This is a genomic window from Sulfurihydrogenibium azorense Az-Fu1 (genome assembly GCF_000021545.1).
In the GTDB taxonomy this organism is placed as follows: domain Bacteria; phylum Aquificota; class Aquificia; order Aquificales; family Hydrogenothermaceae; genus Sulfurihydrogenibium; species Sulfurihydrogenibium azorense.
In genome coordinates this window covers 1,442,958-1,455,680 of the sequence record NC_012438.1, presented here as the reverse complement: position 1 = coordinate 1,455,680, position 12,723 = coordinate 1,442,958, and the positions used below count along the sequence as shown (strand labels likewise).

The window sequence follows — 12,723 nt, the reverse complement described above, 5'->3', positions numbered from 1 at the left end:
TTATTTTTTTCCAGAAAGTGGTGCTTTAAGGTTTTTTATAGCTCTTTCTGATGCAAATTTGTATCTTATATCTTGTTTTGCTAGTTTTTCAAGCTCTGCTTTAATCTGTTTTTCTGCTTCGTCAGTTGCGTTTTTATATCCTAAGACGTAGGCAACAATAGCTATTAACGCAAAACCAAAAAACTCAACTATCTTTCCTAAAACTGTAGAAGTAGACTGTAAAAACAGTCCTCCAATTGCCATTATTATTCCAGCACCAAGGATAAATTTCCAGTATTTTAAGATAGTTTCTCCAAGCATAATAACTCCTTGTGGTTAAAAATTTTTTAATATTATACTTGAATTTTTATAAGGTTTGGTGTATATTATTAATCTACCTATGGAGGAGTGGCTGAGTGGACGAAAGCGGGTGATTTGAAATCACTTGAGGGTTGACAGCCCTCCGGGGGTTCGAATCCCTCCTCCTCCGCTTAAAATTTTAAAGACCTTGACAGATGAATAAGTGAAACTACTTAAATTTTTGAGAAATGAAGAAATTTTACTAATTGATATTAGGTATCATTTAGCTTTGCATCGTGAAAACAGAAAATATATTATTGTAATATTCAAGTAGTGATGCGGGTGAAAGTGGGAATATAATAGAAAATATATTTGCATTATGTGAGCTACAATGCAATTAACCTCAACTCTAATTTCCAATTTAAATAATTTTAAAACAAACCAAGACAAGTAGCAAAACTTAAAGCTAAAATGAAGAAGTTTATCTTAGCTTTAAATCCTTCTAAAGATACTGCCCTGATATCCTCTATTCCCATATAGTATAACTTGCTAAATACTGTCTCTATTCTCTTGTTTATCCTTTTGTTTGTGATGTACTTTCCCCTTCTTTCTTATAGCCTCTAACTCTATTCCTAAACTCTTAAATTCTTCTTTTAAATCCTTTGAATTAAAAGCTTTGTCTGCTATTATTGTCCCTTTGTTTAATATATCTATCAAAACACTGTCCTCTTTTACTTCCTTTAAAAAGTTTATATCATGCTTTGAAGCTGGAATAATCTCATATCCTATCGGTCTTTTGTAATAATCCACTATTAATCTTATTTTAAAACCAAACCATTCTTTTGCTGCATTGTTTCCTTTGTATAACTTACCAGAAACTTTCTTGTTTCTTTTCATTCTTTGATTTTTACAAACAGGTATTGGTTTTGTATCTGCTATGTATACTGTGGTTATCTTCTCAGAAAATAAATTTGTAAGAATGATTGAGATTACTTGAGCAAGTTTATATAGTTTTTTAGCTCTTTTTACTATTGCTGGTAATTGAGGAACATAAGGGAAAAGGTCATTGTAATTCTCTTTAAATTCCTTAAGTGTTATTTTGTAATCACCTTTTCTAAAGCTCATAGAAAATATGATGAGAGTTATAAGTTCTGCATCAGAGAATTTAGGATTATTTGTTTTGTGTTTATGTTTTATGAGTTTTAGAATTTCATCTGTCAAAATATAAACGTTTATGATATAATTTCTAAATGTCATGGTTTTACCTCCAGTGGTAGTTTTACTTTATGATACCACTGGAGGTTTTTTATTTCATCTTTTTTTCGAATTGGAAATTAGGGTTAAGGATCTTATAGAAGAGTATGACGCTCTACTTTCATACCCAAACTCCAGATATCCACAAGTTTTCGCCTATAATGGATGGATGTTTTATGACCTTCGGGACCAGATACATGAACTTGGGCTTGACGACCACCCTGAGGTTAAAAAGTTAGATAGGCAGTTTTTAAAAAAGGTCCTTGAGTGGGTACATCCCGACGATTACAAGGCAGAAAAAAAATACCCCAACATGTGGTGGCACAATCTTCAGGAGATAAAACAAGGAACCTACCCTAAAGAAAAACTCCCCGAACATCTTAAAGATCTCATCTCTTTAAGTTATTGAAAAATCATGTTTACTAATTTTTGAAATTTTTCGGTTTTGAGCATTGGGACACACAAAAAATATAAAAATTGAATAATCAAGTAGTGATGAGCTTTCTCATTATTTCCCGAAAAGTGTGCCAAATTTTTGAAAAGTTATATCTGAACTATGTGGGAGAAAAATGCGCATATTTGTAAATGTGATAAAAGAAGAAATGAAAAGAAAAAGACAAATGCCAGTTTATAGACATTTTACAAATAAAATTAAACATTCCAATCAAAATCTTTGATACAGTTAGCAAAACAAATGACCGAAATGTAAAAAATTTAACCCTTTTTAGGCCTTAAAAACTGCTTTGACCTCCTCTAACATTTTTTTTCTATCCTCATCTGATACGTATGGTACGGCGTAAAAGAGTTTATGATGTATAACTTCCATTCCACAGAATGTAAATATTCCTCCTATAGTCTTTTTCAAACATTCTGACATTCCAGTAGATACAGCTGTATTTTCATCTTCTCCCATTGTGTTAAAGATTATTACCTTTTTATCTGTTAAAAGAGGTTTTATTTCTCCGTTTTCTTCTTTGTATGCAAAGCCATAAGAAAAAACTCTATCTATGTATCCTTTTAGTATGGCTGGCATTGAATACCACCAAATTGGATGAATTACAACTAATGTATTAGCATCTTTTACAAGGGTTTGTTGCTGTTTTACATCTTCTAATACTTTTCCTTGCATTATAGCTTCAAAGTCTTGTGGTTTTAAGATAGGGTCAAAGTTAATTTTATATAGATCTACAGTTTCAAAGCTTTTTCCTGCATTTTTTAGAGTTTCTTCAACAGTGTTTTTTATAGCAGAGTTAAAACTCTGTGGATTTGGATGGGCGTAGATTATAAGGTAGTCCATGTTTTAAACCTCCAAAGGAGTTTTATTTAAATTCTAATATTGCATAAGTTCCTGTTGCATATGCGACAAGTTCATCGTTAAAAGTTATCTCTACTACTGCAAAAGCAACACTTTTACCGATTTTTAAAACTTTACCAATAGCTTTTAAAGTACCTTTCTTTGCTGGTCTTAAATAGTTTATTTTTATCTCAATTGTTACGCAGGTTTTTTCTTCTGGTAAGTTTGATATAACCGCATACCATCCAGTATTATCCGCTAAACTTGATATAACTCCACCGTGTACAAATCCAAGATGCTGTAAATGGTAATTTTCTATCTCTACACTTAATACAGCTCTTTCTTTTGATAACTCCTCTACCTTTGCTCCAATATGTTCAAGGAATGGGAGGTTTTCAATTCTCATCTGTAGTTTTTTTATTCAACAGGTTTTTGAATTTTATCTAATTTTACAAGATGTTCATAAACCAATGTTCCGCCTAATTTTCCTTGAAAACCAACTAATCCTATAGAAATTAGTCCTGCAATTAAAAATAAGTAATAAAGTTTCTTATTTTCTTTAAACCAGAGATAAAGTCTCAATCCACCCAAAATTGTAAATATAAAAGGAAGAACATTCCCAAGTTCTTCGTGAGTTTCAAGTATTTTTTTAGCATCTTCTGTCAGAAAATTTTCAACACTTTCTTCTGCTACGTGTCCTGTTAGCATAGCACCCCATACAGCAATAACTCCAAAAAGAAAAGTCCAAAAACCTGCATGTTTAAGGCTCTCCCTGTTAGATATAAATCCTAAAATTTCAAATATCACTCCCATCATCGTTAAAGCTATTGCAAAATGCACTATAGGTGGATGTAGCTCTGTCATTGTTATTTCCCCTTATAATAATTTTCATCTTTAAAGTTTATTTTTAAATGAGTTCCATCACAGAAAGGTTTATTTTTTGATTTTCCACATCTACAGAGTGTAACTCTATTTCTTATTTGGTAGGTGTACCCTTTTGAGGACTCTATCGCTATCCCTCCTTTTACCCATATAGCAGAGCTAACTCCTTTAAGATTATCTTCCAAAATACTTATCTCTTTTTCTAATGTAGGTTCAATGTAATTACCATTTTTATCCTTTAAAACTAATCTTCCTGAAGGACAGTTTGAAACAATTTGCATAATCTCTTCATATTTCTCTTTACTACTGGATTCTTTTATCATATCCCATATTCCTTTTCCTTTTAGACAAAATCTTGCAGAGGCACATAAATGTTTAATATCTAAAAGGTCTAAATCTTGTCCTTCAAATATCTTTATTTCTTCGTCTTTAATCTCTATATCTGCTGTTTCTTCACCATCAAATCCTTCTCTGTGTGAACCATCACAGAAAGGTTTGTTTCTTGATAGTCCACATCTACACAAAGCATAAGTTTCTTTTGTTTCAAACTTTTCTACTTTTTTCCAAGATTGAGGTATTATCATTTTATAACTAACCATCTCTTCCCTATATAAAGGAACACCACCTTCTACAATGTAAGGACCATCTTTTAACACCTTTATTTTCATAACTATATCCAGTTTTTGTCTTTTAAATAAGGAATGAGAGTAAACTATTAAATAGAGTATGATTTATATCAGAAAAAAAAGCCCTCTATGAGTAGAGGGCTGTAGAAAGTTTAACTATTTTTTGATAAAAATTCTTTTATCTTTAACTCCATCATATCTTTAAGGTAAAGTTTTCTTCTTTTTAATCTTTCTTCTTCTGCTTCAAGTTCTGGGTCTGGTGGGAAGTGCTTTTCTAATTTAGAAACTTTCCACTCTAAATCTTTGTGTTCTTCGTACATGTGTTTAAACTCTTCGTCTGTTTCTAAAAGTTTTTGGATTGCTTCTTCCCTTGTCATAGCTTCACTCCTTTATTTAAATTTTTTTAAGTGCCGTGCTCCCAACTTGATAAATACTCTATCTGCTCTGGAGTTAACATATCTATCTGTACTCCCATTGCTTGTAGTTTTAATCTTGCGACTTCAAAGTCAAGCTCATCTGGAACTTTGTAAACAGTTTTTTCTAACTTATCAGCATTTTTGTAAACGTATTCTGCTGATAACGCCTGATTTGCAAAGGACATATCCATAACTTGTGCAGGGTGTCCTTCTGCAGCTGCTAAGTTGACAAGTCTTCCTTCTGCTAAAACGTATATATTTCTTCCATCTTTAAGGGTATACTCTTTGACGTTTTCTCTTATATCCCTTGTTTTTACTGCCATCTCTTGTAGTGCTTTTAGGTTTATCTCTACATCAAAGTGTCCAGAGTTGCTAACGATGGCTCCATCTTTCATAACTTCTAAGTGCTGTTTGTCTATAACGTTTATGTTTCCTGTAACTGTCACGAAAAAGTCTCCTATTTTAGCTGCTTCTATCATAGGCATAACTCTGTAGCCATCCATTACAGCTTCCAGTGCTTTAAGTGGGTCTACTTCTGTGACGATAACGTCAGCTCCCATTCCTCTTGCTCTCATCGCTACACCTTTTCCACACCATCCGTATCCTGCAACTACAAACTTAGACCCAGCTATAAGTCTGTTGGTAGCTCTTAAAATACCGTCAATGGTAGACTGTCCAGTTCCGTACCTGTTATCAAAAAGGTGTTTTGTGTAGGCATCGTTTACTGCTATAACTGGAAACTTTAACACTTTATCCTTTGCCATCGCTTTTAATCTTATTACACCTGTGGTTGTCTCTTCTGTTCCTCCGTAAACGTTTGAAGCTAAATCTTGTCTTTCTTTGTGAAGTAAAGATATTAAATCTGCTCCATCATCCATAGTAATGTTAGGTTTTTTATCTAAAACTGCGTTTAGATGTGCGTAGTAAGTGTCTCTGTCTTCTCCGTGAATGGCAAAAACTGGTATCTCAAAATATTTAACTAATGCAGCTGCTACATCGTCTTGAGTTGAAAGTGGGTTTGAAGCTGTAAGGTAAACGTTAGCTCCACCTTCTTTTAGGGTTATCATAAGGTTTGCAGTCTCTGTTGTAACGTGTAAGCATGCAGCAACTGTTATTCCTTTTAAAGGTTTTTCTTTTTTAAATCTTTCTCTTATCTGTCTTAAAACAGGCATATCTTTTTCTGCCCACTGGATTCTAAGAAGACCTTTATCAGCAAGAGAGATGTCTTTTATGTGGTAGTCCATCTAATCCTCCTAATTTTGGTTAAAAAATTATAACACAGCCTAAAAGTGTCTAAATCCTTTATCGTCTAACTTTTCTAACTTTTCTTGAGTTTTTAAGTAAACACCTTCTCCTTCTTCTATATACCCTATTTTTATTAAATCTAAATCTTTATCGGAAGTTAAAGCAAGTTCATACTCTTCTCCACTGTAAAGAATATACTGGTAAGGGTCTTTGTTGTACTTTTGACAAAAGATTTTTAAGTTGTTGTCTATAGGTAATTTTTCTTTTTCTATTACTATTTTGACTTTACTTCTTTTAGATACATGTCCTAAATCTGATACTAAACCATCACTTATATCTATACAGCTTGAAGACTTCTTTACATTTTCTAATAGGTCTATTCTGGCTTTAGGTCTGTAGTGTTTTTCTATTAACTTTTTTTCAAAATCTTCATAACTGTCTTTATCCATCAAGATAAGTTCTAATCCTGCCTTTGATAAACCCAAGTTTGAAGATATATAAACAAAGTCTCCTACCCTTGCTTTGTCCCTTCCTACAAATATGTCTGTTTGGCCTACCATTGACATATCTATCATTAACTGTTTTGAAGAGGACACATTTCCACCTATTGTAAAAAATCCGTAGTAGTCCTGAGCTTCTTTTATGCCTTCGTAAACACCCTTTATAAACTCATAATCTAAATCTTTTGGTAAAGCCAAAGATACTAAAGCCCATCTTGGTTTTCCACCACAGGAAACTATATCACTTACATTTGAGGTAGAAAGCTTCCAACCTAAATCTTTTGGATTTATCTTTTCTTTGATAAAGTGAGAGCCTTCTACTTGAATATCAACTGTAAATAGTAGTAAATCATTTCCTACCTTAACACAAGCACAGTCATCGCTATAGCCAACGATAACATCTTTATCATCTATTGGTAAAATCTGGTTTAACTTATCAATAAGCCCAAACTCGCCTAAGTTTTCTATCTTCATTTTTTAAAACATCAGTCCCATAGCTTCTTTTACTTCTTCCATTGTTTTACTAGCCACTTCTTTTGCTTTCTCGTTTCCTTCACGGATTATTTTATCAAGTAGCTGTCTGTCTTTTTCTAACTCTTTTCTTTTTTCTCTGATGGGCAACAAAAATTTGTTTAGGTTTTCTGCAAGTATCTTTTTACACTCTATACATCCTATCTCTGCATTTCTACATTTTAAATCTATCTGTTTTACAGTTTCTTGGTCTGTAAAGAATTTGTGATAACTAAATACATTGCAAACTTCAGGCCTACCAGGGATAGACTTTTTAACTCTCTGGGTGTCTGTTTTCATAGATAAAACCTTTTTATTTACTTGTTCTTCATCATCACTTAAAGCTATTGTGTTTCCGTAAGATTTGGACATTTTCCTTCCATCTGTTCCAAGCAGTTTTGAAGCTTCTGTTAGTAATGCTTTTGGTTCTACAAAAACAGGTTTGTAGAGATTGTTAAATCTTCTTGCTATCTCTCTGGTTATCTCTATATGAGGTAGCTGGTCTTCTCCTACAGGGACAGCTTGTGCTTTGTAGATAAGTATGTCAGAAGCCATTAAAACTGGATAACCAAAAAATCCATAAGTGTCTATATCTTTTCCTATATCTCCCTCTTTTAGATTAAACACTATCTCATTTGAAAGATTTTCATCTACAGACAGTTTTATTAAACTTTCTTTAAGATACTCAAAATCTATTTCTTTTTTATGATAAAAACTGTCGTGTACTATCTGTCTAATGGTATCTTCTTCTATCTTTATACCTTTTCCAAGTAAAAAATCTCTAACATACTGAAAAAACAAGTTAAATTTTAAATCTTTGTAAGATGGGTTTAACTCAAGCCAGCTTTTAGGTGTTATCATTCCAAGTAATAATGTAAGTTCTGCATGCTGTTTTACAGCTGACTGGACAAAGATAGTGGCTTTTGATGGGTCTATTCCACAGGATATCCAGTCTATAACAAGGTCATAAATGTTTTCTTTTAAATCAGAGGTATCTTTATACTTGTTTGTTAAAGCATGCCAATCTGCAACAAAGAAAAAACATTCGTTGTTATCTTGAAGGTTAATCCAGTTTTTTATAACACCAAAGTAATGTCCAAGGTGTAGCTTACCAGTTGGACGCATACCACTAACTATTCTCATAAATGTCTTAAACCTCCGATTTTTGTTATAATAATTTTACAATAAATTTGGAGGTTTTGAAATTGATAAGAGGAAGAGTTTGGAAATTCAAAGATGATGTAGATACAGACCAGATAATACCTGCAAGATACCTTGTTACAACAGACCCTAAAGAGCTTGCAAAACACGTTATGGAAGATGCAGATCCTACTTTCCCATCTAAAGTGAAAGAGGGAGATATTTTAGTTGCAGGTAAAAACTTTGGTTGTGGCTCATCAAGGGAGCATGCGCCACTGGCTATAAAAGGAGCAGGTATATCAGCAGTAGTTGCAGAGTCTTTTGCAAGGATATTCTTTAGAAACGCTATAAACTTAGGACTTTTGATAATAGAGTCTCCAGAAGCTGCAAAAGAAGCTGAAGAAGGAGATACACTTGAGATAGATGTAAATGAAGGAATCATAAGAAACTTAACAAAAGGAAAAGAGTACAAAATAAAACCACTTCCTGAGAACTTGCAAGCAATATTAAAAGCAGGTGGTTTAATGGAGTACGCAAAGGAAAGATTAAAAAATGCTTCATAACTTAGTTATACCTGTAGATTTAACAGATACAGGTAAAAAAGCTTTAGAGATAGGGTCTAAAATCTCAAAAGAGTTCAACTCTAAAGTATGGATTATAACAGTTATAGAAAAACCAAATATACCTTTTTTGCAGGAACTTCCTGAAGAAGAAAGAAACGCGGTTTTATCCTTAAATGAAAAACTCAAAAGTAAAGCCATAGAAACCCTTGAAAGTTATAAAGAGTATCTTAAAAGTAAAGATATAGAAGTAGATTACAGGATTTTAGAAGGAGATACTGTAGAAAGTATACTTGACTTTTGTGAAACAGTCCATCCTGACCTTATAATCATGCCATCCCACCAAAAATCTGACATAGAACTTAAGGCTATAGGTAGTGTGTCTTTAAGGGTTGCATCAAAGTCAAAGCACCCAGTTTTGGTTATAAAAGGAAATTTAAACTTTGATAAAATTGTAGTTGCTTACGACTTTTTACCATCTTCCCAAGAAGGTTTACAGTTTGCCGTCAATTTGGCAAAACATTTTGGTAGTCAGTTAGTCGTTGTACACGCAGATAACGACAGTAATTTTTCCCATCTAAAATCAGTCCTTGAAAAAGTAAGACAACACAAGCTTGAAAAATTGTCAGAGTTGAAAAATATATATGAAGACATAAAGCTCTACATGGAAGAAGGGAACCCTGATAAGGTGATTATAAAGAAGGCAGTGGAAGAAAAGGCAGATTTAATATTAGTAGGAAAAAGACAAGTAAAAGAAGGAAAAAGAACATTCATAGGTTCAACATCCTATAAGATTTTAAAAGAATCCGCCGTTTCTGTTTTAATTTATAGAGGTAATTATGAATAAATTATTAAAGTATTTATCTACATTGGCAATTTTAAGTGGGTCAGCTGTAGCATCACCTTTAAAACTTCAATCTGAAAATCCCCTTTTTTACTACGGTGTTTGTAAGATAGCAAAAGACAATCAAGATGCAAAGACAGCTTACGATTTTTGTAAAAAAGCTCTTAGTCTAATGCCTGACACTCCAGCTGTATACAGAGAAACTATCTTTTTGGCTTACTCTTTAGGTAGGAAAGAAGAGGCTTTTGATATACTTAAAAAGTACAACGAAAAGTTTAAAAACGACCCTGAGACCTACCTTTTTACAGCATTTTTTTACTCTGTGATAAAACAGCCAGAAAAAGCTATATCTACCCTTGAAGAAGCATACAAAAGGTTTCCTAACAACGAAAAAGTAATATCAACGTTAGTTGATTACTATTTAGAAAACAAACAGATAGATAAAGCAAGACAGCTTTTAGAAAAGTTATCTACTATCAAAAAAGATGACCCAAACGTTTACTTTAAACTTGCAAGAATATACCTGTTTGAAAACAACCTTCAAAAGGCAGAAGAATACTTAAAACAGACTTTAAAAATAGATAAAAACTTTAAACCAGCTTGGCAGATACTTGGAGAATTATACAAACAACAAAAAAGGTACGATGAAGCAATAAAACTGTATAAATCAGTCTTACAAGACAATCCTCAAAATTTAGATGCATTAAACAGACTTTTTCAAGTTTATGTAGATATTGACGATTTTGAAAATGCTTCAAAAACGATAGATAAAATAATTACTTTAAACCCAAAAGACAACGATGCACTTTTAAAGAAGTTTTTACTTTACATAAAGTACGATAAAGCTAAAGAGATTTTAGAAGATTTGCAAAAAACTGTAAAGGAAAATCCTGATAACCTTTTTGCAAAGTTTATGCTTGGAATGGCTTACGAGTCTTTAAACGACTATAAAAAAGCAAAAGAGATATACGAGGAGCTCTACCAACAACAACCTGACAACCAAGAGTTAGTAGATAGACTTACACAGGTTTACGTGAATTTAAAAGAGTACGACAAAGCCCTTGATGTTTACAACAAACTCTATACACAAAATCCAAATGACTACCGCATCTTACTTGCGATGGCTGACATAGAAGACAAAAGAGGAAACACTCAAAGGGCATTAGAGCTAGTTCAAGAAGCAGAAAAAATAAAGCCTGACGATGCAACAGTCTATTTTTTAAAAGCTATTTACCTTGATAAGTTAAAAAACTGGAAAGAAGCAGAAAAGGCACTACTAAAAGCATTAGAACTTCGTCCAAACTACCCCGATGCTCTTAACTACCTTGGATACACATACATAGACAGGGATATAAACGTTGATAAAGGTATAGAGTTAGTTAATAAAGCACTAAGCCTTGCTCCAGACAATCCTGCCTACTTAGACAGTTTGGCATGGGGATACTATAAAAAAGGTGATTATAAAAAAGCCTACGAGATACTCGAAAAAGTCTTAAAGAAGGTAGATGATGACCCTGTAATAAACGAACATTTTGCCGATGTTTTAACAAAGTTAGGTAAAAGTAAAGAAGCTGTAGAATACTACAAAAAAGCACTAAAATTAATTGAAGAAAAAGGGGAAGGAGAGCCGGGGCAAAAAGATAGAATATTAAAAAAACTTAAGTAGGTGAGAAATAATGAAAAAGTTTTTACTACCTGTTTTAATCTTGTTTGTAGCACTTATTTATTCTTGCTCTCCTACGACTTTTCAACCTTTTTACTGTGAAAATAAATTTAGAGAGATAAAACAAAAAGATAACTCTATTCCGGATAAATTTAGTTTTTCAGCGGCTGCTATGGTTTCAGGAATGCCTGTTCTTGTAAAAGGGGAGTTTAAAGATTATGAAAAATTAGTTTTATCCTCTCCTTTTGGAAAATCTCTTTTAAATGTTGAGAGGCAAAATGGTACTTTATGCGTTAAAGCAGCTGGATTTAGTTCCTGTGATAGTAGTGAGATACTCTCTTTAGTTTCTATGTATATGCCTCAAGCTACAGTCTTAACTGATATAAACCTACTTAAAGGTCTTATATCTAAAAAGTTTAACTTACAACCAAATGAAAAAATTGAGTGCCAATCAAACCAGTTAAAAGTTATAAGACCACAGTACACACTTGTTTACGAGGAAAATGAGTTAAAAAGGATTATCTATAAAGACTATACAGTAGAGTATGGACTTAACAACGAGATAAACATCATCAACAATGGTAAAAGTTTAGTTAAGATAACTGTATCAAACCTAAACTTTGAGAAAAATTAGGAGGTGTATTTAAGTTGAGAGATATAAATAAGCTAAAAGAGATTGCCAGAGAACTTAGAATTGATATTATAACGATGGTTTACAACGCTCAATCAGGACATCCTGGAGGTTCTCTGTCTGCGATAGATATACTTACAGTTTTATACTTTGGAGGATTTTTAAGGTACGACCCTAAAAATCCTTGGTGGGAAGATAGAGACAGATTTATCCTCTCAAAAGGACATGCATCTCCTGCCTTGTACTCAGTTTTAGCAAAAGTAGGATACATAACAAAAGAAGAGTTAAATACATACAGAAAAACAAAAGGGTTTGCACCTGACGGATACAGTAGACTACAAGGACATCCTGCTTGGCAGGGAAATAAACACGGTGTTCCAGGAGCTGAAGCTTCAACAGGTTCACTAGGACAAGGACTTTCTGTAGCAATAGGTCAAGCCTTATCAGGAAAACTTGCGAATAAAGATTACAGAGTTTATGTTATGTTAGGAGACGGAGAAATCCAAGAAGGAATGGTGTGGGAAGCTGCGATGTTTGCAGGACATCACAAGTTAGATAACCTATGTGCAATAGTAGACAACAACAACCTACAGATAGACGGAGATGTTAGACAAATTGTAAATGTGCACCCACTAGCAGACAAGTATAAAGCCTTTGGATGGCACGCTATTGAAATAGATGGACACGATTACCAGCAGATAATAGATGCTTTAGAAGAAGCAAGAAATACAAAAGGAAAACCAACCGTAATAGTAGCCCATACAGTAAAAGGAAAAGGAGTGTCATTTATGGAAAATAACTTTAAATGGCACGGAGTTGCACCTAATAAAGAGCAGTACGAAAAAGCCTTGTTAGAACTAACAGCAGGAGGTGTTTAAT

Annotated in this window: 15 protein-coding genes, 1 tRNA gene and 1 pseudogene; 7 read left to right on the top strand and 10 right to left on the bottom strand. The window is 33.1% G+C overall.

Going from position 1 to position 12,723, the window contains the following annotated elements; genetic code table 11:
* The gene (locus SULAZ_RS07635; protein WP_012673714.1) at positions 1-300 is read right to left on the bottom strand and encodes a hypothetical protein; all 300 of its coding nucleotides are present in this window, start codon (positions 298-300) and stop codon (positions 1-3) included.
* 81 nt (positions 301-381) lie between these two features.
* On the opposite strand from SULAZ_RS07635, the gene SULAZ_RS07630 reads away from it, so the two are divergent.
* Positions 382-469: transfer RNA gene (locus tag SULAZ_RS07630), tRNA-Ser, on the top strand.
* A gap of 241 nt (positions 470-710) precedes the next feature.
* Here SULAZ_RS07630 and SULAZ_RS07625 read toward each other — a convergent pair.
* Positions 711-1,536: pseudogene (locus tag SULAZ_RS07625) on the bottom strand (IS982 family transposase).
* Here SULAZ_RS07625 and SULAZ_RS07620 point away from each other — a divergent pair.
* Positions 1,535-1,942, top strand: coding sequence for a hypothetical protein (locus SULAZ_RS07620; protein WP_012673458.1), 408 nt, complete (start codon positions 1,535-1,537; stop codon positions 1,940-1,942). The pseudogene SULAZ_RS07625 and the gene SULAZ_RS07620 overlap by 2 nt on opposite strands.
* 315 nt (positions 1,943-2,257) lie before the next feature.
* On the opposite strand, the gene SULAZ_RS07615 is transcribed toward SULAZ_RS07620, so the two are convergent.
* The 8 genes from SULAZ_RS07615 to trpS form a co-directional block, all read right to left on the bottom strand.
* A complete protein-coding gene (locus SULAZ_RS07615; protein WP_012674859.1) occupies positions 2,258-2,830 on the bottom strand; it encodes an NAD(P)H-dependent oxidoreductase in 573 nt (190 codons plus the stop codon).
* 22 nt (positions 2,831-2,852) lie between these two features.
* On the bottom strand, positions 2,853-3,233 hold the full coding sequence (locus tag SULAZ_RS07610) for a PaaI family thioesterase (RefSeq protein ID WP_012674116.1): 381 nt from the start codon (positions 3,231-3,233) through the stop codon (positions 2,853-2,855).
* A gap of 11 nt (positions 3,234-3,244) precedes the next feature.
* The gene (locus tag SULAZ_RS07605) at positions 3,245-3,691 is read right to left on the bottom strand and encodes a DUF2231 domain-containing protein (protein WP_012674485.1); all 447 of its coding nucleotides are present in this window, start codon (positions 3,689-3,691) and stop codon (positions 3,245-3,247) included.
* Between the two features lie 2 nt (positions 3,692-3,693).
* The gene (locus tag SULAZ_RS07600) at positions 3,694-4,377 is read right to left on the bottom strand and encodes a CDGSH iron-sulfur domain-containing protein (protein WP_012673477.1); all 684 of its coding nucleotides are present in this window, start codon (positions 4,375-4,377) and stop codon (positions 3,694-3,696) included.
* Positions 4,378-4,487: 110 nt separating this feature from the next.
* Positions 4,488-4,712: a DUF465 domain-containing protein gene (locus tag SULAZ_RS07595; protein WP_012673955.1), complete on the bottom strand. Its 225-nt coding sequence runs from the start codon at positions 4,710-4,712 to the stop codon at positions 4,488-4,490.
* 26 nt (positions 4,713-4,738) lie between these two features.
* Positions 4,739-5,995 (bottom strand): adenosylhomocysteinase, encoded by a 1,257-nt coding sequence (ahcY, locus tag SULAZ_RS07590; RefSeq protein ID WP_012673819.1) that lies wholly within the window; start codon positions 5,993-5,995, stop codon positions 4,739-4,741.
* 39 nt (positions 5,996-6,034) lie between these two features.
* Entirely contained in the window at positions 6,035-6,970 is a 936-nt protein-coding gene (gene thiL, locus SULAZ_RS07585) for a thiamine-phosphate kinase (protein ID WP_012674086.1), read from the bottom strand.
* A gap of 3 nt (positions 6,971-6,973) precedes the next feature.
* Positions 6,974-8,149, bottom strand: coding sequence for a tryptophan--tRNA ligase (gene trpS, locus SULAZ_RS07580; protein ID WP_012674838.1), 1,176 nt, complete (start codon positions 8,147-8,149; stop codon positions 6,974-6,976).
* Between the two features lie 62 nt (positions 8,150-8,211).
* On the opposite strand from trpS, the gene leuD reads away from it, so the two are divergent.
* From leuD to SULAZ_RS07555, 5 genes are read left to right on the top strand one after another with little or no spacing between them, the layout of a single operon-like run.
* Positions 8,212-8,709 carry a 3-isopropylmalate dehydratase small subunit gene (gene leuD / locus SULAZ_RS07575; RefSeq protein WP_012673788.1) on the top strand — a complete coding sequence of 166 codons (498 nt, stop codon included), beginning with the start codon at positions 8,212-8,214 and terminating at the stop codon, positions 8,707-8,709.
* Positions 8,699-9,553: a universal stress protein gene (locus SULAZ_RS07570; RefSeq protein ID WP_012674551.1), complete on the top strand. Its 855-nt coding sequence runs from the start codon at positions 8,699-8,701 to the stop codon at positions 9,551-9,553. The genes leuD and SULAZ_RS07570 overlap by 11 nt, the downstream gene beginning before the upstream one ends.
* Positions 9,546-11,216, top strand: a complete 1,671-nt coding sequence (locus SULAZ_RS07565) for a tetratricopeptide repeat protein (RefSeq protein ID WP_012673986.1) — start codon at positions 9,546-9,548, stop codon at positions 11,214-11,216. The genes SULAZ_RS07570 and SULAZ_RS07565 overlap by 8 nt, the downstream gene beginning before the upstream one ends.
* A 10-nt stretch (positions 11,217-11,226) precedes the next feature.
* On the top strand, positions 11,227-11,847 hold the full coding sequence (locus SULAZ_RS07560) for a hypothetical protein (protein WP_012675111.1): 621 nt from the start codon (positions 11,227-11,229) through the stop codon (positions 11,845-11,847).
* Between the two features lie 14 nt (positions 11,848-11,861).
* Positions 11,862-12,722: a transketolase gene (locus SULAZ_RS07555; RefSeq protein WP_012675065.1), complete on the top strand. Its 861-nt coding sequence runs from the start codon at positions 11,862-11,864 to the stop codon at positions 12,720-12,722.
* The last annotated feature ends 1 nt before the right edge of the window (position 12,723 follow it).

Excerpts from the sequence above, each read along its gene's own strand:
- SULAZ_RS07565 (WP_012673986.1), top strand. The coding sequence starts at position 9,546 with ATGAATAAATTATTAAAGTATTTATCTACATTGGCAATTTTAAGTGGG.
- SULAZ_RS07615 (WP_012674859.1), bottom strand. The coding sequence starts at position 2,830 with ATGGACTACCTTATAATCTACGCCCATCCAAATCCACAGAGTTTTAAC.
- SULAZ_RS07610 (WP_012674116.1), bottom strand. The coding sequence starts at position 3,233 with ATGAGAATTGAAAACCTCCCATTCCTTGAACATATTGGAGCAAAGGTA.
- ahcY (WP_012673819.1), bottom strand. The coding sequence starts at position 5,995 with ATGGACTACCACATAAAAGACATCTCTCTTGCTGATAAAGGTCTTCTT.
- SULAZ_RS07620 (WP_012673458.1), top strand. The coding sequence starts at position 1,535 with ATGGTTTTACCTCCAGTGGTAGTTTTACTTTATGATACCACTGGAGGT.
- SULAZ_RS07605 (WP_012674485.1), bottom strand. The coding sequence starts at position 3,691 with ATGACAGAGCTACATCCACCTATAGTGCATTTTGCAATAGCTTTAACG.
- SULAZ_RS07560 (WP_012675111.1), top strand. The coding sequence starts at position 11,227 with ATGAAAAAGTTTTTACTACCTGTTTTAATCTTGTTTGTAGCACTTATT.
- trpS (WP_012674838.1), bottom strand. The coding sequence starts at position 8,149 with ATGAGAATAGTTAGTGGTATGCGTCCAACTGGTAAGCTACACCTTGGA.
- SULAZ_RS07635 (WP_012673714.1), bottom strand. The coding sequence starts at position 300 with ATGCTTGGAGAAACTATCTTAAAATACTGGAAATTTATCCTTGGTGCT.
- SULAZ_RS07570 (WP_012674551.1), top strand. The coding sequence starts at position 8,699 with ATGCTTCATAACTTAGTTATACCTGTAGATTTAACAGATACAGGTAAA.
- SULAZ_RS07595 (WP_012673955.1), bottom strand. The coding sequence starts at position 4,712 with ATGACAAGGGAAGAAGCAATCCAAAAACTTTTAGAAACAGACGAAGAG.
- SULAZ_RS07600 (WP_012673477.1), bottom strand. The coding sequence starts at position 4,377 with ATGAAAATAAAGGTGTTAAAAGATGGTCCTTACATTGTAGAAGGTGGT.
- thiL (WP_012674086.1), bottom strand. The coding sequence starts at position 6,970 with ATGAAGATAGAAAACTTAGGCGAGTTTGGGCTTATTGATAAGTTAAAC.